Here is a 21,656-nt window from a genome sequence, read left to right as displayed (position 1 = left end):
GTTTGACTCAATTACATTTTCAGTCATATTAATGAACACTTATAGTATTGTTATAAATTTTTTACAAAAATACTTGCCATGATATACCTAAAAATATTATAATTACTATAGAGTTACGGAAACGGACTCTATCTGTTTTACATATAAGGTTATTAAAAGATTGTTATGATGTACTTGAAAAAGCTGATTACTTTTTCAAAAATATAAAATTTGCGATAAAGTCCAAACTACGGAAGTTTGGGCTTTTATTATTGCTCAACAACCTAGAGTGAAAAACATGTGCTATAAACTTAATAAATAATAAAAGCACCATTTCATTTTTTAAATTGAAATTGGCGCTTTTTCAATAAGATTGAAACATAAATACATGTCTCAGCCACATTGTTATATTGGCAGTAGCTGACTAAATTGAAAATATGCCTATATTAAAGCATTTAAAAAATTTCAATTCTTGTATTCTTATCTTTAGTCATCTTTGCCGACCTAAACTGACACAACAAAAGCTGGTTAAAAAATTAAATTTCTGTCCCACTCTCAGATACTTATCAAATATTATTGCTCTTTAAAATTAGCTAAAATTGTTTCTTTAACTTCAAATAAGTGAGATTCCATAGCTTTGACTGCGTTGGTAGCATTTTGTTCTACGATTGCATTATAAATAATTACATGTTCTTCATGTAATTTATTCATTGTTTTTTGTTTGCTATAAATAAATATCTTCCTTGTTTCTTCCATTGAATCTTGCATTAATTCAGAAATGTTATTTAGTAGCTCAACTAGCAATGAATTTTTTGCTGCCTTTGCAATCGAAAGATGAAATTGTAAATCTGCTTTTTCACCAGATGTGCCATCCGTTACCGCTTCACCCATTTCATCCAATGCTTTTTTTAAACTTACTAAATCTGCTTCATTGCGATGTATGGCAGCTTTTTCTACCGTAGCGCTTTCTACGATTTCTCTTAACTCTAAAAGTTCTGTAATTTGATCTAACGACGTGAACTTATCACCTAATTCAAAAAAGGTAGGTTCTATTTGCTTAATAAATGTGCCATATCCTTGTTTCATTTCTATAATGCCAATCGTTCTTAAAGCATTTAACGCCTCTCTCACTGATGCAACACTTACACCATACTGTTGACCAAGTTTTTGTATAGAAGGTAACTTATCACCCACTTGATACTCCCCTGATTTTATACTCTCTAAAATAATGTCAGCGATTTGTTCATAGATTTTCGTGTTTGAAATTTTCATAATTACCTCCAAACGATATCTATTATTGTATCAAATTTTTGCTATATATTTATATTATAAGCTATATATTTCAAATAAAAAAAGAACCAATTTACACTTTTATGTAAATTGGTCTTCTAAAACCCGTACTATTTTTGATAATTATTTATTAAAATTTGATAAAGCTTTTGAAATTTCTTCATCGCCACTAACTATTTGGAACTCAGTATTTAAGTAGTCACCTGAAGTCAAAACTTCTGTTAATACTGACGCTACATCTTCACGAGGAATTGATCCTCTACCTTCAAAGAATGCACCTACTTCAATTTTATTCGTAGCTGCATCATCTAATAAACCGCCTGGATGCACAATTGTATAACCTACATCTGCTTGTTTAAGATATTCGTCCGCATAGTGCTTCGCAATTGTATATGGTTTTAAACCTCCACTTGCTTCGAACGACTCTCTTCTAGAATCATAAGTTGAAACCATCACATATTGTTTTACGTTGTTGGCTTCACTTGCTTTAATTGATTTAATTGCACCATCTAAATCCACACTGATTGTTTTATCTGCACCTGTGTTACCACCGGATCCAACAGAAAAGACAACTTTATCAAATCCTTTAACCTTTTCAGTCAATGTTTTGATATCATCCGTTTCTACATCTATTAAAGTTGCATCTATGCCTTTATCTTTTAACGCGTCTGCTTGTTCTTGCTTTCTCACAGCAGCTGTAAAGCTTTCACCACGTTCTTTTAATTGATTTACTAGATGTTGGCCAACGCCACCATTTGCTCCAATTACTAATATACTCATAAATTATTGCCTCCTTAAAGGTAGTTACTACTTAAAAGTTTACCACTTCTGTAGGATTTTAAAACTAAAGCGATTTATACTTTGACAATAACGCCTCCTTATATTAATATATGAATAAATGTTCATATATTAATATAAGGAGGCGTTACATAATGAATGAATCCTTAGATTCTCAAACAATTGATAACGTGACTGAAATTTTCAAAGCATTAAGTGAAGGCAATCGTTTACGTATTATGCACTTATTATCGCATGGCGAAAATAGTGTCGGTCATATTGCTCACAAATTAGAAATGAGCCAATCTAATGTTTCTCATCAATTGCGTGTACTGAAGCAAGCGCATTTAGTGAAAGCAAATCGTGATGGTCAATCTATGATATACGCCATAGATGATACGCATGTTACTACCCTATTAAAACAAGCGATACATCACGCAACACATCAATAGTAAGGAAAGGTGGCGTTTGACATGTCTGAATCTGAACACCATGGACACAATCATGCACATGGTCATGTACACACAAATAACAAAAAAATATTACTTATTAGTTTTCTAATTATTGGAATCTTTATGATTGTTGAGATTATTGGCGGCTTTGTTTCTAATAGTTTGGCATTACTCTCCGATGGTCTACACATGTTTAGTGATACGATTTCTTTAGGTGTAGCGCTTCTTGCATTTATTTATGCTGAAAGACACGCTAATCGTCATAAAACATTTGGTTATAAAAGATTTGAAATATTGGCTGCGTTATTTAATGGAGTCACATTATTCGTTATAGGAATTATTATTATTGTTGAAGCTATTGGTCGTTTCTTTAACCCACAAGAAGTTCAATCCACAGAAATGTTTATAATTAGTGTTACTGGACTAATAGTGAATCTAATAGTCGCTTATTTAATGTTTAAGGGCGGAGACACATCGCATAATATTAATATGCGTGGCGCATTTCTCCATGTACTCGGAGATTTATTAGGGTCAGTTGGTGCAATTATAGCTGCTGTACTTATATGGAGTTTCAACCTAACAATCGCAGATCCTATTGCAAGTATCATTGTATCTGTACTGATTATTAGAAGTAGCTGGGGCATCACAAAGTCTTCTCTCAATATCTTGATGGAAGGTACGCCAAGTGATGTTAATCTGAATCAAGTCTTTTCTATGATTACGGAAGAAGAACAAATTAAAAATATCCACGATTGTCATATTTGGACAATTTCAAACGAAATGAATGCTTTAAGTTGTCATGCTGTAGTGCCAAATACGATGACTATTGAAGAAGGCGAAGTGCTCTTAAACAGATTAGAACATAAATTAGAACACTTAAATATTCAACATATGACCATACAACTAGAAACAACTGATCATCTGCATGATAATAATATTTTATGTTCTGCAATTTATTCAAAACAAACAACTGATCATTCACACTCACATTAAATTTTCATATTAAATAATATTTAAAAAAAGTGATTTTCCAAATACGATTGGAAAATCACTTTTTTATTTATGAAACCTTATATTTTTTAATAGACCGTTGATAATTTAAATGAACTTATCAAAAATTAAATCTTTTGCTGGTACTTGCTTTTCACTAAATCCTCTTATAAATTCTTCATTATCATATGGAACTTTAACACGTTCACATGAGCATTCATTTTCATCAATCGTTATAATACCATAAACTGCATAAGGGCCATTATTAAGTCCTACAGAACCAGGGTTAAAGTACACAGTAGATTTGTCGTCATAAAAATGTACTGTATGATTATGTCCAAAAACAATTAAATCAGCATCCTTGTCTTCAAATAATGCTTTAACGTTTTCTTCACTCGGCTCAACAATTGGACTATAAGGTTGCCCATCAATAGGTGTATTTAATTTCTCATTGGCGATTTCGTAATGAATAAACAACACTTTTTTATTATTAAAAGTCTTCTCAATTACGCGTGGTAATTCATCCAATTTCTCATAATAGTCTTCATCTAAATGACTTTCAATCCATTGATGATGCTCATAGAATTTATCCTTTAAGTCTTCTGGATAAGGAGTATCATTTACGATCGACATAACCGCTTCATCATGATTACCTGCAATGACTTCCATATCATCTCTATCGAAAATTTCATCAAGCACTTTATTTGTTTCATGCCCAACTCCGATATTATCGCCTAGATTAAATATTTTATTGATTCCTTCTCTTCTATCAATATCATCCAAAACGGTTTCTAATGCATCAAAATTTCCATGTACATCAGTAATAATTGCAAATTTCATGATGATATCTCCTTTCAACTTTTTCTCATTAGGATATTCTAACATTTTATAGCCAATTTGTTACCTATTAATTTTAAAATCTTCATTTTTTTGATATCGTATTGTTATCACTAAAAAGGAGTGCTTAAAATTTGTTTAAATATCATAAACTAGCTTTGCAAAATGTAAAACCCCAAAATGCTAAAACAATACTGTTTTCAATTGTAAGTTTTATCATATTATTTGCTTTAACAATTTTATCGTTTATACCCGTTCAACCCGCAATTTATAAATTCGCAATGTCGATGGCAATGCAACAACCAATTGGTGGTTCAATATTTATGTTGATACTAACAATTCTGATTCCACTGTTGATTTTTGTATTCATTGGTTACCCTTTAATAGCTGGAACTATATACACTATAGACAAAGCATTAAATAAAGACAAGGTTAAATTAAAAGATTTATTCTCTGTCTTTAAAAAAGGTAAATATCTTAAAAGTTTAAAATTAGCTTTATTCACTTTATTATTTATTCTAATTTTATTCGCGCTCAATTTACTCATATCTCAAGTGCTTAATTTAGGAATTATGCAATTATTCCAAGCACTACAAGGTCCATTAAGTAGTTCTGATCATGCACTTGGTCTTTCACTAACATTCCAAATTATTGCAGCAACAATCACTGTCTTTATTCAATCATTTATTTACTGGTTCTTTGCTATTGTAATTATTAACTTTACTGTAGCATTTGTTAAAGATCCTAGTGTTGGTGCTTGGGCAGCTGTTAAACGTGGATTCAAGGGCGTTAAAAATGGTAAGAAAACATGGTTTAAATTCTACCTTGGTATATTACTATTAAACTTAATCGTAATTATCCTTGCTAACCCTGTGAGTCAATTAATTTCAATTTCAACAGGTGGTATTTCACAAACTATCGCAATGATTTTAATTTACATTGTATCTATTATCGTAATTATCGTAAGATTAGCCGTTTACTATATGAATATTTTAGCGATTATTCAATATTATAACCGCAATGGTGAAGGTATAGATAAAGCTGAAATTAAAAAAGATAAAAAGAACTCTAAAAAACAATCAAACAACGATTCAAAAATAGAAAACAGTGTAAATAATACTACTGAAAAAACGAAGTCTAATCTAAGTGATAAAAGAGATAATATCCAAGAAAATGCAAAAGATAACTTAAACGATAAAAGTAATAATATTCAAGATACTACAAAAGATAAAACTTCAGATTTAAAAGATCAAATTAACAAAACAGATAAATAATATATTTCACAAACACGAATTGCCAATGTAGCATTTTAAATGTCTACATTGGCAATTTTTATATTTCGATACATTCATACCGCTTATTTATCCGCAGAGTTTTAAACCCCTATTATGTACGCTCTATCTATATCATTTATTATAAAGTTCTTGAACATATTAAAAAACTGATAGATAACCTTTTTCAGGAAAACCTATCAGTTTTATGTTAATTATTTTATGAAATGTTCTTTTAAATATGCTGCCGCACCATTTTCTTCATTTGTTAAAGATGTTACATCTTTTGCTAAAGCCTGAATTTCAGGTCTCGCATTTCTCATAGCAACAGTATAATGTCCAAATTCAAACATCGCTCTATCATTATCACTATCACCAATAACTAAAGTTTCTTCCTGATTAATACCAAAGTGTTCGATCATTTCTTTAATGCCTGTACCTTTGTCTGTATTAAATGCCATAGTCTCTGCATTAAAGCGTGATGAATTTGATACACTGATTTGTAATGCTGTTTTATCCTCGATTAATTGGTTACGGAAATTAGTAATTTTCTCATAATCAGGTGAGAATAAATAAATTTTTGAAAATGACGTATCAGGAATAGCATCTTCCCAATCTACTTTGCCTTTTAGAGACTCTCTTCTAGAAGTCCATTCACTTTCTCCTACTTTGCCTGGTGGTGTTGCTGGTTCAAATAATGCCTTCGCCCATGCTTCGTCTTCTTTAAGCACGACACGGTCACTACCAAATGGGAAAATTTCATAATATATTGCTTCTTGTTTTGCACGTTTAATAACTTCACTTACTGTATTATATGAAAGACTATGTTTAAAAATAGTCTCTTTTTCCACTACACCTAACGTTCCATTCGAACTTATAATGCCATCTACTTCAAAAGTTTCGGGCACCAAATAATGAATTTCGTCATGTGCTCTACCAGTTGCTAAGAACACTTTATAACCAAGGTTTCGTAATTGTTGAATCACTTCAGTTGTTTCCGTATCTACTCGGTTATCTTTATGTAAAATCGTACCATCCATATCTAAAAATATTGCTCTCACATTATCCATTAAAATAATCCTCCATCACATGTTATCGTATTAAATTATGGCATTATATTTCCTTTTCCGCAACGCGTTATCGTTTTAAAAATAGTGAGTAGCGGTGATTTTGATACACCACACTCACATCTCTATTGAAAAAATCACTTAAAGTGTCACTATTTAATACAGACTGTAGTTCTCCTTGCTTATAACATGTACCATCCTTTAATAAAAAACCGCGTTGAATATCTTGTGTGATTTCTTCAACAAAATGTGTAACATAAATCACCGCAAGTTTTGGATTTTGTTTATATAATTTATCAAGTGCACTGAGCAAATCTTCGCGTGCTATAAAGTCTAATCCTGAAGCAGGTTCATCTAAAATCAGTAATTTAGGATCACCCATTAATGCTCTAGCAATCAATACTTTTTGTCTTTCACCCGTTGATAAATAACCATAATATTGATTTTCAAATTGACGCATGCCCATTTGCTCTAAATATCGCTTAGCCATTTCAATATGAGTCGGTTTCACTTCTTTATAAACGCCTATTGATTTAAAAATACCGCTGATGACTACATCTAATACAATTTCACCATCTTGAAATCGATTCATTAAACTGCTTGAAACAAACCCTATTTGATCACGTACATTATCTGCAGAATAACCTTTGTTCCCTGGTTGCATACCAAACAATGATAGCGTCCCTGATGTATGTGGTTCATAAGCATTTAAGATGTTTAGTAATGTTGTTTTACCTGCGCCATTTAAACCGTATAACATCCATTTTTCACCTTCGTTTATTTGCCAACTCACATTTTCAATTATTTCTTTCCCTTGTTTTCTTCTTGCAACGTTTTTCAAGTCAACAAGCATGAAATCACCCCTATTCTAATTACTTCAACTGATTTTTAAAACACTTATTTAAATCACTTTATGATTGAGAGACTCTAGATATTTTTTCAATAGTTTTGCCTTTAGCAAGTTCATCAATCATTTTATCTAAGTATCTAATTTCTTTCATAACTGACGGCTCCATATTTTCAATTCTAGTACCACATATGACACCTGTAATTTTAGTTCTATTAGGATTTAACTCTGGTGCTTGTAAAATAAATGTTTCATAATCCGTACCATCAACAACAAGTTTATCTATTTGTGCTTGCGTATATCCTGTCATCCAACGAATAACTTCATCTGCTTCAGCTTTAGTTCTTGCTTTCTTTTCAACTTTTTTAATCAGATGCGGATATACAGAGCCGAAAGCCATCGTATATATTTTCGATTTCGTCATATTAAACAACCTCGCTTAGTCTCTCTTAATAAATTTTATAGTAATCTTAGCATAATAGAACGACTTATAATTTGAAAATAATATGAATACTATATACCTTTCAAAATCAAAAATAAAAGGCGGGTTTGCAAAAGCAACCAGCCTTTTATGAAAGTAATGCATATACAGCAACAAACTTTTCTTTAATCGTCACTATAATATCAGTATAGAATTAAACTTATATCATTTATTTAGTATTTCACTAAAACAATGAAATACTATTCACCTACGACCCCATCATTATCTCGATCGTCCATATGTGCATACAACCAATGATCACTATTTATTGGCATACTGAACCCTGCAGCTTCTGCCTCTGCAATTGTCACTTGTCCATTACCATCAGAATCAACGTCCGCAACTGCTCCTTCATCCCCCGTTGAAGTTGCTGGCTCGGACTCAGGTTCCTTATTACCAGTTAACCCAAGTGACTCATTTAATTCATCAGGGTTCACATTATCAAATGAATCTGTTACTTCGTTTCCATTTATAGTATAAGTAAATTGATAGCTAGAAGGGATTTGGGTTTCGGTATCGGGATAAGTAATATTAGCTTCAAAATTAGTAGCTCCACCCGCTTCTCGGATAGTCTTTTCGAGATAAGCTTGATCACCATGTCGGTTTAGCGTACTATCTTGTGGAGTAATATTATAAGCATTCGACACGCCACCAAGTGAGTCAGCAATAATGTGTCCTTCGTCTAAGTCATCACTTTCAACACCAGGTACCTTCGCCTCATCAGCATAATATCTACCAGAGGATAACACATCCTCTGTCTCATCATCTTGTATTTTAATTTCATCTGCGATAACTCGTGTCAATTGCCCGTGTTCGTTAGTGAACGCCCAATATTTTCGATCGCCATAACCGATATCTACAACGACATTCGCGTCACGATTCCCAGACAAATCACCACCATCGACTTCAATTTTTTTGTAGCCTGGAAACGTATCATCACTAGCTTCAGTTGTCGTTTCACCTTCTACTTGAGGTTCTTCTGATTTGTTTTCATTCTTTACCTTGGTAGTTGTTTCTTCTTTTTCACTTTTTAAATCTGTGACTACCTTAGCATCTGTCTCTTTATCGGCAGAAGATGTATTTTCTCCATTGGCACAACCAACAATAAAAACAGACATTAAAAGTAAGACTAAATATTTTATTTTTTTCATTTTAGTTCGCTCCTATTATGTTACTTGTTAATCATTCAAAACCCTCAAAATTATAATCTCGAACATTGTAGTACTTACAACTTTTTATGTATTTTTGTATGATATTATTTATTTCCTATTATACAGGAATAACATTACTTTTGTTTTAGTTATGCTACAATTGTTTATAATTATTTTATGCCTAATTCTTTTGAAAAAGATCAATATATTTCACTAAATTTACTACATAATAAAAAGGCTGAATCACTAATAGATTCAGCCTTTTTGTTATATAAACAAAGATTTATAATTTGATTTTTATTTATTCTACTGTAACTGATTTTGCTAAGTTACGTGGTTTGTCTACGTCTAAATCTCTGTGTAATGATGCGTAATAAGAAATGAGTTGCATTGTTACTACAGAAACTAATGGTGTTAACAGTTCATATACTTTTGGAATAACGTAAGTATCGCCGTCTTTGTTTAAACCATCCATTGAAATAATACATGGGTTTGCGCCACGTGCTGCAACTTCTTTCACATTACCGCGAATAGATAAGTTAACTTTTTCTTGTGTTGCTAATGCAATCACAGGTGTGCCTTCTTCAATTAACGCAATCGTACCATGTTTTAATTCTCCACCAGCAAATCCTTCTGCTTGGATATATGAAATTTCTTTAAGTTTTAAAGCACCTTCTAGACTCACATTATAGTCTACTGTACGACCGATAAAGAATGCATTACGCGTAGTTCTTAAGAAATCTGTTGCAATTTGTTCCATAACATCTGCGTCATCTACAATCGCTTCGATTGCAGTTGTTACTTTAGCTAATTCACGTAATAAACTTACATCTACTTCTTTACCACGTTCTCTTGCTACGATTTTTGCAAAAATAGAAAGTACTGCAATTTGCGCTGTGTATGCTTTTGTTGAAGCAACAGCTATTTCCGGACCTGCATGTAATAGTAATGTATGGTTAGATTCACGTGATAACGTTGATCCTGCAACATTCGTAACTGTTAACGATTTGTGACCTAATCTGTTCATTTCAACTAATACCGCACGACTGTCTGCTGTTTCACCCGATTGTGAAATATAAATAAATAATGGTTTTTCAGAAAGTAACGGCGTGTTATACACAAATTCTGAAGAAACATGAACTTCAGTAGGAACGCCAGCCCATTTTTCAATAAATTCTTTACCTACTAAACCTGCATGATAACTTGTACCTGCAGCAATAATATAAATACGATCCGCTGCTGCAACATCTTTGATGATGTCTTCATCCATTTTCAAGTTACCTTCTTCATCTTGGTATTCTTGAATAATACGACGCATTACTGCTGGTTGTTCATGAATTTCTTTTAGCATGTAGTGGTCATAAACACCTTTTTCAGTATCAGCTGCATCAATTTGTGCTGTATAAGCTTCTCTTTCTTGAACAGTGCCATCTTGATTTTTAATAATAACTTCATCACGTTTAACGATTACAATTTCATGATCGTGAATTTCTTTATATTGGTTCGTAACTTGTAACATAGCCATTGCATCAGATGCAATCACATTGAAGTCATCGCCTACGCCAATTAATAATGGTGATTTGTTTTTAGCTACATAAATTTTATCTTTATCTTCACTATCGATTAAGCCAAGTGCATAAGAACCTTCTAATAAAGAAACTACTTTTGTAAATGCAGCTTCAGTAGCAAGTCCTGTATTTGAGAAATATTCTACTAATTGCACAATCACTTCTGTATCTGTTTCTGAGATAAACGAAACATCTTTTAAGTATGCGTTTTTAAGTTCTTCATAATTTTCAATTACACCGTTATGCACAAGTGTAAATCGTTCTGATGTTGATTGATGCGGATGTGAGTTTTCATGATTCGGCACACCATGTGTCGCCCAACGTGTATGTCCGATACCTACATTACCGTCTGTATCATCACTATCTGCAACTTTTCTAAGCTCAGCAATACGTCCTTTAGATTTAAATACTGAATTACCTTTGTCATTCACTACTGCAACACCGGCAGAGTCATAACCTCTGTATTCTAATTTTTCTAAACCTTTTAATAACAATTCTTTGGCATTATCATGCCCAATATATCCAACAATTCCACACATTTAATTTTCCTCCAATGTAATGGTGATGGGGAACGAACGTTCAGCGTGTACGAACCTGTTCAATTGCGTATATGCCATCATAGACGGACTGATGCCTTTGTTTATTTAAAAGCGAATCCATGTCTAAGATAGGCATATTAGTCCCATACACCTTATAATATTATTTTTATTTTATTTTTGGCTATCTTATTAACTTTGTGCACTAGGTTGCCCTAATGTTTTCCTTAATAAGTTCACGAATGAGCCACATCCGGGATAGCATCCGCCGATGGTTCGATAACTATCCTCCTCGTCTACAAGTACTGATATCATGTCTATTAAGATTTCTGTTATAAACCTTAAATAATTAACATTTCATCACTTCACTTGCACAGGCGCTATAATTGAACTAAACGATTTAACTGTCCTCCTTTCCCTCAATAATTCTTATTGTACAATGTAAACAATACTGATTGCAAATCATTTATTAACATTATTTTTACAACCACTTAAAAAATTTTTTATATGTTGTTACACTACGTATTTCACTTTGTTTTTCATATTAGATAACTGTCGTAAAGTTGTCAAAAACTCTATGACAAAATTGAAATTACTTTAAGTTGTTTATTAATGTGAACAGCCATACAATGAACTTATAAATAAAAAGAGAAAAAGAGGTGCAATTTATGTCACAAACAGAGACTAAAGAAAACAAAGGTATTGGACGCAAAGTCCAGGCATTTGGGTCGTTTCTTAGTAGTATGATCATGCCAAACATTGGCGCATTTATCGCATGGGGTTTTATCGCTGCTATTTTCATTGATGGTGGTTGGTGGCCAAATAAAGATTTAAGTGAATTATCTGGACCAATGATTTCATACTTGATTCCATTACTTATTGCTTATAGTGGTGGACGTTTAATTCATGAAATGCGTGGCGGTATTATTGCTGCTGTAGCAACAATGGGGGTTATCGTTGCTTTACCGGATACACCAATGTTACTTGGTGCAATGATTATGGGGCCTCTCGTTGGTTGGTTAATGAAAAAAACTGACGAATTTATTCAACCGAGAACACCACAAGGCTTTGAAATGTTATTCAATAACTTCTCTGCTGGTATTTTAGGTTTTATAATGACTATCCTAGGTTTCAAACTTTTAGCACCAATTATGGAATTCATTATGTACATCCTTTCATTAGCAGTTGAAACGTTAGTACATGCACATTTACTTCCATTAGTGAGTATTATAGTAGAACCTGCAAAAATCGTATTCTTAAATAATGCAATCAACCATGGCGTGTTTACGCCACTTGGTGCCGATCAGGCAGCTTCTGCTGGTCAATCCATTTTATATACAATTGAATCTAACCCTGGACCTGGTTTAGGTATTTTAGTTGCTTATATGATTTTTGGTACTGGAACTGCAAGAGCAACATCTTACGGTGCTGGTATTATCCACTTCTTAGGTGGTATTCATGAAATTTACTTCCCTTACGTATTAATGCGTCCGTTACTATTCGTAGCTGTAATTTTAGGTGGTATGACAGGCGTTGCTACTTATTCACTATTTGACTTTGGATTCAAGAGCCCAGCTTCACCCGGCTCCTTTATTGTCTATGTTCTGAACGCACCTAAAGGCGAATTTTTACACATGCTTATCGGTGTAGTACTCGCAGCCTTAGTTTCATTCATCGTTGCTGCCATCATCTTGAAATTCACAAAAGAACCTGATGAAGATTTAGAAGCTGCGACAGAAAAAATGGAATCTACTAAAGGTAAAAAATCAAGTGTATCTTCTAAACTAACAGGGAATAAAGATAATAATACTGTTGGAACGACTGGCTCTGGTGCTGCAGCTACATCTGCAGATACTGAAAGTAGTGAAGCACAATCTGAAGAAGACTTATTAGATAATTATGATACAGAAAATGTACATGCGCATGATTATAGTAAAGTAAACCATGCTATATTCGCTTGTGATGCTGGTATGGGTTCAAGTGCTATGGGTGCAAGTATGTTACGCAATAAATTTAAAAAAGCAGGTATCCAAGATGTGGATGTTTCAAATACCGCAATCAATCAATTACCTGAGGATGCACAACTTGTTATTACACAGAAAAAACTTACTGATAGAGCAATTAAACAAGCACCTAATGCAATTCATATTTCAGTAGACAATTTCTTAAATTCACCTAGATATGATGAATTACTTGAAAATCTTAAGCGAGACGAAAATTAATTAAAATTATATAGAATAATACTGGAGGGTATGACTATGTTTTTGAGTACACGTGAAAAAGAAATTATCGAAATGTTAATTAAGTATCACGGTCAATATGTCACGATTTATGACATTGCTCAACATCTAGCTGTATCCTCTCGTACTATTCATAGAGAGTTAAAATCAATTGAGTCATTTATAAATACTTTTAATATTAAATTAGAACGTGTAACTAAAAAAGGTATACAACTAGATGCAGATGAGCATGCAGTGACCTCACTGAAAAATGTACTGTCACAACAAAATACAATTGATTTATCTCAAGAAGAACAAAAAGTTATTATTTTATATGCTTTGATTCAAGCTAAAGAACCTATCAAGCAATATGGCTTAGCACATGAAATTGGTGTATCTACACAGACGTTAACCAAACTTTTGGATGAATTAGACATCGAGCTTGATCAATATCAATTAAAATTACAGAAAAAACGCGGTGAAGGTATTCATTTAAATGGTGCTGAATCAAAAAAACGTGAATTATTAAGTCAACTTATGGTCAATAATTTAAATAGTACGAGTGTCTATTCAGTGATTGAAAATCATTTTGTCTACCAATCCATTAACCAATCTCAACTGGCAATGGTAGATATGGATAAGATTTTCCAAGTAGAACGTATACTTATGGATCATTTAGATCAACTCCCCTATTCATTGACTGAATCTAGTTATCTCACATTGACTGTGCATATCGTATTAAGTATCGATCGTATGCTCAATGGTGAATACGTTGCGCTAAATAATGATATCTATAATAATGTTAAAGATTCATTTGAACATAAAGTAGCTGCTGCACTCGCCTTACATTTAGAACATATTTATGGCGTGCAGTTCAATCAAGCAGAAGTAACCTTTATTACAATCCATTTACGCGGTGCGAAACGTAAGGAATCTGTAGAAGTCTTTAAAGATAATAAGGATGAAGCTCGTATAGATCAACTTATTCACTCTGTTGCTAAATATTCACAACAAGACTTTAAAGATTGGGATACACTGAGTGAAGGTTTGAAATTGCATCTTATCCCTGCAATTAATCGATTGAACGCAAACATTGAGACATATAATCCATTAACAGAAATGATTAAACATAAATACCCTAGACTTTTTGAAAGTGTACATCGAGGTTTATCACATATTTGGCCAGATTTTAATTTTCCAGATAGTGAAATTGCATTTATTGTGTTGCACTTTGGTGGCGCTATTCAAAATCAAGGAAGTCCATTTTATAGCGTCTTAGTTGTTTGTAGTAGTGGTATTGGCACAAGTCGCTTACTCGCTACACGATTACAGCAAACATTCAGTGAGATTCAAAAAACGACACAAGCTTCTGTTGGAGATTTAAATGAATTAGATCCAACACAATTTGATGCGATTATCACGACGGTAGATTTGGACATTACAACACCTTATATCACTGTAAATCCACTACTGCCTGATTCAGATATTAATCATGTTGCTGCATTTCTAAACATGCAAAAAGACGTACAACCAAGCGACACATTAGATTATACACATCAAAATATACCGGACCCTGAAGCTAAACTATCTTATATCAGAAAAGGTTTAGAACTTATTGATTCAGTATATATTGACTATATAAGCGTTTCTAATTGGACCACCTATTTAACCGAAACTTTATTATCTCATCAAATTATTACAGATGGTCAGTCATTCGCTGAACTCCTTAAGCATCATATGGATACTCAAGGATTTGTCTTGGAACCATATCCGATAGCCATACCTCATTTAAAGAATGAAATAATACAACAACCTTTTATCTTAATTACGATTTTAAATGAGCCTATCATGCTAAAGAGTAATCAAAATGACGATCTATCAGTAAATTATTTATTAAATATGTTTGTACCGCATGATGATACGATGTCACAACTTGTCAGTGACATATCAGGAAAAATGGTTGAACATTTAGACAATATTGATGAATTTATGCAACATCCAGAACAATTGTTAGATATTTTAAAGCAGAGTTATCTTATACAATTACAAAATCTATTAAACTTGGAGTGAAGAAAATGAGCGAATTATTCAGTAACGAAAACATTTTTATTAACCAATCAATGAAAGACCAAAACGAAGCAATCGAAAAAGCGGGACAAGCCTTAGTTTCAAGTGGTGCCGTGACAGAAGCCTATATTCAAGCAATGAAAGACCGTGAACAAGTCGTTACGACTTTCATGGGTAATGGCTTAGCAATTCCACATGGTACTGACGAAGCTAAAGCAAGCGTCTTAAAATCAGGTTTGACATTAATTCAAATTCCTGAAGGTGTCGATTGGGATGGCGAAGAAGTTAAAGTCGTGGTCGGAATTGCAGGTAAAGATGGTGAACATTTAGACTTACTTTCTAAAATTGCCATTACGTTTAGTGAAGAAGAAAATGTGGAGCGTATTGTTAAAGCTTCATCTGCAGAAGAAATTAAACAAGTCTTTGAGGAGGCTGATGCATAATGAAAGCATTACACTTTGGTGCAGGTAACATAGGCAGAGGTTTTATCGGTTACATCTTAGCAGATAATGACGTTAAAGTAACATTTGCAGATGTGAACGCTGATATTATCAATGCTTTAGATGAAAAACAAGAGTATGATGTCATTTTAGCTGATGAAGCTCAAACAACAACACGCGTGCATAACGTTGATGCAATTGATTCAGGTTCCCTTTCCGAAAGTTTGAAAGAAGCAGTCTTAGAAGCAGACTTAATTACAACTGCTGTTGGCGTTAATATCTTACCAATTATTGCTAAATCATTTGCGCCCTATTTAAAAGAAAAAGAAACGCCTGTAAATATTGTGGCCTGTGAAAATGCTATTATGGCTACGAACACTTTGAAAAAAGCGATTCTAGATATAACTGGTCCTTTAGACGACCATATCCATTTTGCTAATTCAGCAGTTGATAGAATCGTACCAATGCAAAAGAATGAAAATATTTTAGATGTCGTAGTTGAACCATTTTATGAGTGGGTTATCGAAAAAGATGCATGGTTCGGTCCAGAATTAAATCACATTAAATATGTAGATAACTTAACACCATATATTGAAAGAAAACTGCTAACTGTAAATACTGGTCATGCTTACTTAGCTTATGCAGGTCGATACTTTAATCAACCTACAGTATTAGATGCTATTAACGATGAGCATATTAAACATGATTTAGATAAAGTTCTTAAAGAAACAAGCCAGTATATTACAAGTCAATTTGATTTCACAGAAAATGAACAAGCACAGTACGTTGAAAAAATTATTGGTCGTTTTAAAAATCCTAACTTATCGGACGAAGTTACACGTGTCGGTCGTGGCACAATTCGTAAAATAGGGCCTCAAGATCGTATCATTAAGCCATTAAATTATTTATATCAAAATAATTTAGCCCATGACGGTTTAGTTAAAGCAGCTGCGTTGTTGTTAAAATATGATGACACAAACGATTCAGAAACAGTGGAGAAAAATGATTATATTAAAGCACACGGTGTTGAATCATTCTTAAAAGATTATGCTAAAATCGATGATCAATTAACTACAGAAATTGTTCAAGCATACAACGTACTGTAATATTTTGAAATTGCTGTAAAATAGTAACAAAAAAAGCTTGGAACAAGGGTTAAAACCTTGTTCCAAGCTTTTTTATTTTTATCAAAATTGGAATTTGTTTATTCGTCTAATCCCATTTTATCTTGTACAACATCTGCAATTGTTTGCGCGAAACGTTGTGCATCTTCATCAGTTGAAGCTTCAACCATTACACGAACAAGTGGTTCTGTACCTGAAGGTCTTACTAATATACGGCCTTCTCCATTCATTTCTACTTCTACTCTTGTCATTACTTCTTGAACATCAATGTTTTCTTCTACACGATATTTATCTGTAACACGCACATTGACTAATGATTGAGGATATTTTTTCATTTGGCCTGCAAGTTGACTTAAACTCTTACCAGTCATTTTAATAACACTTGCCAACTGTACACCTGTTAATAAGCCGTCACCAGTCGTATTATAATCCATAAGCACAATATGACCAGACTGTTCGCCACCTAAATTATAATTGCCTCTTCTCATTTCTTCAACAACATAGCGGTCTCCAACTTTAGTTTTGTTTGATTGAATACCTTCATTTTCTAAAGCTTTATAAAAACCTAAATTACTCATCACTGTTGAAACAATCATGTTGTTGTTAAGTTCACGATTTTTAGACATCGCTTGTCCAATAATAAACATAATCTGATCACCATCAACGATTTCTCCATTTTCATCAATAGCGATAAGTCTATCTCCATCACCATCAAAAGCAAGTCCAAAGTCACATTCAGATTCTACAACTTCCTTAGCTAAAGTTTCAGGATGTGTTGAACCAACCTCTTTATTTATATTATAACCATCTGGATTACATCCAACTGTCACAGTATCTGCTTCTAAATCTCCGAATAAAAATGGTGCTAATGATGAAGTAGAGCCATTCGCTCCATCTAAGCCAATTTTCATACCATCTAGATTTACATCTACTGTTGATTTTAAATAACTGATGTATTTTTGACTACCTTCAAAATAGTCAGAGTAATGAACGATATCTTCTCCAATTGGTCGAGGTAAGTCAGGATTTTCTTGATCTAAAAGTGTTTCTATTTCTTGTTCTTGGTCGTCTGACAATTTAAAACCATCTGAGCCGAAGAATTTAATACCATTATCTGGAACTGGATTATGAGAAGCAGAAATCATAACACCTAAATCAGCTTCCATTGCACGAGTTAAATAAGCAACTCCTGGCGTTGATATAACACCTAAACGCATTACCTCTGCACCAATTGAAATAAGTCCTGCAATTAAAGCAGATTCTAACATTTCTCCAGAAACACGCGTATCTCTACCAACGAGTACTTTAGGGTGCTTTTCCCCTTCATTATGTGCTAATACGTAACCACCGTAGCGTCCTAATTTAAATGCAAGTTCAGGGGTAAGTTCTTTATTAGCTACGCCCCTTACGCCGTCTGTTCCAAAATATTTTGCCATTATATATATCTCCTTTATTTTAAAAAAATCTATTTGACTGTAATTGTTGCAGTTGTATCTTTAGGACTTACTTTAGTAACCTTATCAGGCACTTCAAATGTAATATCTTTTTCAGTAGAACCTGCCACATTATCCAAATCAATATTGGCTGTAATTTCATCAATATCTTCTAGATCTTCTTTATTACCATAAATTTCAACTTCCTCATTATCTACTTCGATATTATCTACTTCACGACCGTTTGATAATGAGCCTACTGCTTTAGTTTTTACTTTCACTTTTTTACTATAGTCTTCTACTTTCACACTTAGATTGACTTCATTTGGTTGAACCATCACATCAATTTTATTTAAGTTTCTATCAAATGCTGTAATTTGTGCAACATCTGTTGTGTCTTTAGAAATTTTACTTTTATTTTTATATGTTGCTTTTAAATAAGCAATTTTATCAATTTGATTTTTACCGCCAGTCACTTTAACAGTTTCTGGTGATACGCTCTGTTCATTCACTTTATATTCCGAATCCAAATCATTATTACTTACATCTGGTTCTACTTTTAATGTTTTGCTTACTTTCTCTTCCAGATTTATTGTTGTTTCTTTCGGTTTCACATTATAATCAATATCTTTATTTAACCCATTCACTTGGAATTGTGTAGTATGCTTACCTGCTTTTTCTTCACTCAAGTCTAATACGGCTTTGATACTTTCACCATTTTCAGCCTTCAGTACTTGTGATTGTGGTCCAGATATTTCTACATCTACTTTATTTGGAACTTCACTAGCATACAATGATGTGTTGTCATACTTCACTTGAACAGGTACATCTTCAATTGTTTCTGAAGATTTCTGTCCTAAGTTATCAGCATTAAAAATATTACCAAACATATTATTAACTGATAAGAAAAATACTAACGCTAATACAAGTGCGATTAACCTTAATCCCCACTTACTTTCTAACATATTATTTCACACCTTTCTTGTTAAAGTGTGTGCCAAACCAATGTTCAGCCAATAATTCTTCAAAAGCTTCGTTAGAAATATCTTTTCTTAATTTACCATCAAATGTAACAGAAATTGATCCTGTTTCTTCAGACACAATAACTGTAAAAGCATCGGATACTTCAGAAATACCAACTGCCGCTCTATGTCTTGTACCTAGGCTTTTAGCAATCTTGGCACTATCTGATAATGGTAAATAACTTGCAGCACTTGCAATTTTATTTTCTTGTATAATCATCGCGCCATCATGTAAAGGTGTATTAGGCACGAACACGTTTGTTAAAAGTTCTTGTGATATTTCCGAGTTCATGGCAATACCAGTTTCGATATAATCTTGTAATCCTGTTTCATTTTCAAAAACAATCAATGCACCAATACGTCGTTTTGCCATATACTGCACTGCTTTGGATACAGAAGATATAAGTTTTCCTTCATCACTATTTAAATTAGTTGAATAGCGTTTAAATAGACTTCCACGACCAAGTTGTTCTAATGCACGTCTAATTTCTGGTTGGAATATTACGATTAAAGCTAACACACCCCATTGAATAACTACATCAAACAATTTGGCTGTGGCTGTTAAATTTAACATTTTACTCACTTGTTGACCAATAACTATTACGACAATTCCTTTTAATAGTTGAATGGCTTTGGTACCTTTAAAAACTGTAATGAGAAGATAAAGTACATACCATACTATGAGCAAATCGAGTACACTTGCAATTATTTTTACTGTACTCCAGTCATCAAAAAAGTTGGATAAATCCATAACATCTCCTCCGGTTATCTGTTCCCATGTTATATATTATACCAATCATAAAGCCAACTGTCATATTTAGTATTTAATTTTATAATAAAAATTAAAAAAACTGATATGGATATAATCCATATCAGTTTCATTACTAATTATAGAAGCGTTTCTCCAAAGAAACTACCTACTAAACCAACCGCTTGTTTAGCTGTATCATTGGTGTGATCTATTAATGGGTTAACTTCAACTATATCCATAGAAGTCACACACTTCGAGTTATGTAATAACTCTAATGCAAAATGACTTTCTCTATATGTCAAACCACCTAAGACTCTAGTGCCTGTTCCTGGCGTTTCAACAGGATCCAACGCGTCGACATCTAATGATAAATGTATACCGTCTGTTTTAGGTTCTAGATATTCTATCGTTTCATCTATAACTTGGTTAATACCATATCTATCAACTTCCGCCATAGTATAAGTTTTAATATTATTTTCTTTTATGTAACGGCGTTCGCCATCGTCTAAATCTCTCATTCCTATAAGAACGATGTTTTCTGGTTTCACTTTAGGTGTATAATTTGAAATATTAACTAAGCGCTCATCCCCATCTCCAGCAAGTACACGTAATGGCATACCATGTATATTACCTGATGGTGATTCTTCGGGTACATTTAAATCTCCATGTGCGTCGTACCAAATAACGCCTAAGTTATCATAGTGTTTACTTACGCCAGATATTGAACCTATAGCAATTGAATGATCTCCTCCAAGAATCAATGGAAAATTATTTTTTTCAATACTATTTGATACTGCTTCACTTAAGTTGTTAGAAACAGTAATAATTTCGTCTAAATTTCGTAAGCCTTCTTGCTCTGAATTAAACTTATCTAAATCAATTGCTGGTACTTCAATATTACCAGAATCTACAACGGATAAACCTATCGCTCTAATACGATCAACAATGCCTGCATATCGTATAGCATCTGGACCAAAGTTAACCCCTAATTTCCTTTGACCATATGTTGATGGTGCTCCAATTATTTCTATTTTTTTATTCATGTTAAAAACCCCTTTGTTTTCATCTGTTACTAGAATAATCGAAAGCGCTTTATGTTTCAAGTTAATGTAATATCATAATTTTTTTATAAAATCGTCATTTTACATATAAAACCAGTATAATGATTTATAATTCATAAAAAGGTCTTATATTGCCTTTTACATACTATTCTAATCATAAAAATGTATAGGAATTTTTTTGACATTTCTTTATTATATTACCATTTAAAGATTTTCAGAAGTTTTAATTTTCAACACAAAAAAAGCATTTCTCATAAGAGAAATGCTATAGAGTGAGCCATAGTGGGCTCGAA

At 32.9% G+C, this 21,656-nt stretch carries 19 protein-coding genes; 7 read left to right on the top strand and 12 right to left on the bottom strand.

Features of this window, described 5'->3' with window-relative positions; translation table 11 throughout:
- Positions 1 to 552: 552 nt before the first annotated feature.
- Together AST02_RS09985 and AST02_RS09980 are read right to left on the bottom strand one after the other, a co-directional pair.
- Complete coding sequence (locus tag AST02_RS09985; protein ID WP_046466169.1) at positions 553 to 1,251, bottom strand: FadR/GntR family transcriptional regulator; 699 nt, start codon at positions 1,249 to 1,251, stop codon at positions 553 to 555.
- 141 nt (positions 1,252 to 1,392) lie between these two features.
- Positions 1,393 to 2,049, bottom strand: coding sequence for an NAD(P)-binding oxidoreductase (locus AST02_RS09980; RefSeq protein ID WP_069817667.1), 657 nt, complete (start codon positions 2,047 to 2,049; stop codon positions 1,393 to 1,395).
- A gap of 152 nt (positions 2,050 to 2,201) precedes the next feature.
- Here AST02_RS09980 and AST02_RS09975 point away from each other — a divergent pair, with 152 nt between their 5' ends.
- Both AST02_RS09975 and czrB read left to right on the top strand, forming a co-directional pair.
- Entirely contained in the window at positions 2,202 to 2,498 is a 297-nt protein-coding gene (locus tag AST02_RS09975; RefSeq protein WP_046466171.1) for an ArsR/SmtB family transcription factor, read from the top strand.
- A gap of 21 nt (positions 2,499 to 2,519) precedes the next feature.
- A complete protein-coding gene (gene czrB, locus AST02_RS09970; RefSeq protein ID WP_069817666.1) occupies positions 2,520 to 3,491 on the top strand; it encodes a CDF family zinc efflux transporter CzrB in 972 nt (323 codons plus the stop codon).
- Positions 3,492 to 3,596: 105 nt separating this feature from the next.
- On the opposite strand, the gene AST02_RS09965 is transcribed toward czrB, so the two are convergent.
- Positions 3,597 to 4,328: a metallophosphoesterase family protein gene (locus AST02_RS09965; RefSeq protein WP_046466173.1), complete on the bottom strand. Its 732-nt coding sequence runs from the start codon at positions 4,326 to 4,328 to the stop codon at positions 3,597 to 3,599.
- 131 nt (positions 4,329 to 4,459) lie between these two features.
- Between AST02_RS09965 and AST02_RS09960 the strand changes: the two genes are divergently transcribed.
- Positions 4,460 to 5,599 carry a hypothetical protein gene (locus AST02_RS09960; RefSeq protein ID WP_069817665.1) on the top strand — a complete coding sequence of 380 codons (1,140 nt, stop codon included), beginning with the start codon at positions 4,460 to 4,462 and terminating at the stop codon, positions 5,597 to 5,599.
- Between the two features lie 212 nt (positions 5,600 to 5,811).
- On the opposite strand, the gene AST02_RS09955 is transcribed toward AST02_RS09960, so the two are convergent.
- The 5 genes from AST02_RS09955 to glmS form a co-directional block, all read right to left on the bottom strand.
- Complete coding sequence (locus AST02_RS09955) at positions 5,812 to 6,666, bottom strand: HAD family hydrolase (RefSeq protein ID WP_069817664.1); 855 nt, start codon at positions 6,664 to 6,666, stop codon at positions 5,812 to 5,814.
- A gap of 67 nt (positions 6,667 to 6,733) precedes the next feature.
- Positions 6,734 to 7,516, bottom strand: a complete 783-nt coding sequence (locus tag AST02_RS09950; RefSeq protein WP_069817663.1) for an ABC transporter ATP-binding protein — start codon at positions 7,514 to 7,516, stop codon at positions 6,734 to 6,736.
- 58 nt (positions 7,517 to 7,574) lie between these two features.
- Positions 7,575 to 7,934, bottom strand: a complete 360-nt coding sequence (locus AST02_RS09945; RefSeq protein ID WP_069817662.1) for a DUF2200 domain-containing protein — start codon at positions 7,932 to 7,934, stop codon at positions 7,575 to 7,577.
- A gap of 257 nt (positions 7,935 to 8,191) precedes the next feature.
- Positions 8,192 to 9,142: a DNA/RNA non-specific endonuclease gene (locus AST02_RS09940; protein ID WP_069817661.1), complete on the bottom strand. Its 951-nt coding sequence runs from the start codon at positions 9,140 to 9,142 to the stop codon at positions 8,192 to 8,194.
- Between the two features lie 301 nt (positions 9,143 to 9,443).
- Positions 9,444 to 11,249 (bottom strand): glutamine--fructose-6-phosphate transaminase (isomerizing), encoded by a 1,806-nt coding sequence (gene glmS, locus AST02_RS09935; protein WP_069817660.1) that lies wholly within the window; start codon positions 11,247 to 11,249, stop codon positions 9,444 to 9,446.
- Positions 11,250 to 11,914: 665 nt separating this feature from the next.
- Here glmS and AST02_RS09930 point away from each other — a divergent pair.
- From AST02_RS09930 to AST02_RS09915, 4 genes are read left to right on the top strand one after another with little or no spacing between them, the layout of a single operon-like run.
- Positions 11,915 to 13,468, top strand: a complete 1,554-nt coding sequence (locus tag AST02_RS09930; RefSeq protein ID WP_069817659.1) for a PTS mannitol transporter subunit IICB — start codon at positions 11,915 to 11,917, stop codon at positions 13,466 to 13,468.
- A 36-nt stretch (positions 13,469 to 13,504) separates the two neighbouring features.
- Positions 13,505 to 15,535 carry a BglG family transcription antiterminator gene (locus tag AST02_RS09925; RefSeq protein ID WP_069817658.1) on the top strand — a complete coding sequence of 677 codons (2,031 nt, stop codon included), beginning with the start codon at positions 13,505 to 13,507 and terminating at the stop codon, positions 15,533 to 15,535.
- 5 nt (positions 15,536 to 15,540) lie between these two features.
- Entirely contained in the window at positions 15,541 to 15,975 is a 435-nt protein-coding gene (locus AST02_RS09920; RefSeq protein WP_046466182.1) for a PTS sugar transporter subunit IIA, read from the top strand.
- Entirely contained in the window at positions 15,975 to 17,078 is a 1,104-nt protein-coding gene (locus AST02_RS09915; RefSeq protein ID WP_069817657.1) for a mannitol-1-phosphate 5-dehydrogenase, read from the top strand. Before AST02_RS09920 ends, AST02_RS09915 begins: the two co-directional genes overlap by 1 nt.
- Positions 17,079 to 17,176: 98 nt before the next feature.
- Here the strand turns inward: AST02_RS09915 and glmM are convergent, their stop codons facing one another.
- The 4 genes from glmM to rocF form a co-directional block, all read right to left on the bottom strand.
- Positions 17,177 to 18,532, bottom strand: a complete 1,356-nt coding sequence (glmM, locus tag AST02_RS09910; protein ID WP_069817656.1) for a phosphoglucosamine mutase — start codon at positions 18,530 to 18,532, stop codon at positions 17,177 to 17,179.
- 29 nt (positions 18,533 to 18,561) lie between these two features.
- Positions 18,562 to 19,494, bottom strand: coding sequence for a CdaR family protein (locus tag AST02_RS09905; protein WP_046466185.1), 933 nt, complete (start codon positions 19,492 to 19,494; stop codon positions 18,562 to 18,564).
- A 1-nt stretch (position 19,495) separates the two neighbouring features.
- Complete coding sequence (cdaA, locus tag AST02_RS09900; protein WP_046466186.1) at positions 19,496 to 20,302, bottom strand: diadenylate cyclase CdaA; 807 nt, start codon at positions 20,300 to 20,302, stop codon at positions 19,496 to 19,498.
- Between the two features lie 137 nt (positions 20,303 to 20,439).
- Positions 20,440 to 21,345 carry an arginase gene (gene rocF, locus AST02_RS09895; protein WP_046466187.1) on the bottom strand — a complete coding sequence of 302 codons (906 nt, stop codon included), beginning with the start codon at positions 21,343 to 21,345 and terminating at the stop codon, positions 20,440 to 20,442.
- Positions 21,346 to 21,656: the final 311 nt, after the last annotated feature.

Origin of the sequence: Staphylococcus equorum, assembly GCF_001747895.1 — a bacterium.
GTDB lineage: Bacteria > Bacillota > Bacilli > Staphylococcales > Staphylococcaceae > Staphylococcus > Staphylococcus equorum_A.
Note: the sequence above shows the minus strand (reverse complement) of the source record. Positions and strands in the feature narration are given on the sequence as shown.

Bases quoted from the DNA above. Each gene is read 5' to 3' on its own strand.
- AST02_RS09985 (WP_046466169.1), bottom strand. From the start codon at position 1,251: ATGAAAATTTCAAACACGAAAATCTATGAACAAATCGCTGACATTATT.
- AST02_RS09980 (WP_069817667.1), bottom strand. From the start codon at position 2,049: ATGAGTATATTAGTAATTGGAGCAAATGGTGGCGTTGGCCAACATCTA.
- AST02_RS09975 (WP_046466171.1), top strand. From the start codon at position 2,202: ATGAATGAATCCTTAGATTCTCAAACAATTGATAACGTGACTGAAATT.
- czrB (WP_069817666.1), top strand. From the start codon at position 2,520: ATGTCTGAATCTGAACACCATGGACACAATCATGCACATGGTCATGTA.
- AST02_RS09965 (WP_046466173.1), bottom strand. From the start codon at position 4,328: ATGAAATTTGCAATTATTACTGATGTACATGGAAATTTTGATGCATTA.
- AST02_RS09955 (WP_069817664.1), bottom strand. From the start codon at position 6,666: ATGGATAATGTGAGAGCAATATTTTTAGATATGGATGGTACGATTTTA.
- AST02_RS09950 (WP_069817663.1), bottom strand. From the start codon at position 7,516: ATGCTTGTTGACTTGAAAAACGTTGCAAGAAGAAAACAAGGGAAAGAA.
- AST02_RS09945 (WP_069817662.1), bottom strand. From the start codon at position 7,934: ATGACGAAATCGAAAATATATACGATGGCTTTCGGCTCTGTATATCCG.
- AST02_RS09940 (WP_069817661.1), bottom strand. From the start codon at position 9,142: ATGAAAAAAATAAAATATTTAGTCTTACTTTTAATGTCTGTTTTTATT.
- glmS (WP_069817660.1), bottom strand. From the start codon at position 11,249: ATGTGTGGAATTGTTGGATATATTGGGCATGATAATGCCAAAGAATTG.
- AST02_RS09930 (WP_069817659.1), top strand. From the start codon at position 11,915: ATGTCACAAACAGAGACTAAAGAAAACAAAGGTATTGGACGCAAAGTC.
- AST02_RS09925 (WP_069817658.1), top strand. From the start codon at position 13,505: ATGTTTTTGAGTACACGTGAAAAAGAAATTATCGAAATGTTAATTAAG.
- AST02_RS09920 (WP_046466182.1), top strand. From the start codon at position 15,541: ATGAGCGAATTATTCAGTAACGAAAACATTTTTATTAACCAATCAATG.
- AST02_RS09915 (WP_069817657.1), top strand. From the start codon at position 15,975: ATGAAAGCATTACACTTTGGTGCAGGTAACATAGGCAGAGGTTTTATC.
- glmM (WP_069817656.1), bottom strand. From the start codon at position 18,532: ATGGCAAAATATTTTGGAACAGACGGCGTAAGGGGCGTAGCTAATAAA.
- AST02_RS09905 (WP_046466185.1), bottom strand. From the start codon at position 19,494: ATGTTAGAAAGTAAGTGGGGATTAAGGTTAATCGCACTTGTATTAGCG.
- cdaA (WP_046466186.1), bottom strand. From the start codon at position 20,302: ATGGATTTATCCAACTTTTTTGATGACTGGAGTACAGTAAAAATAATT.
- rocF (WP_046466187.1), bottom strand. From the start codon at position 21,345: ATGAATAAAAAAATAGAAATAATTGGAGCACCATCAACATATGGTCAA.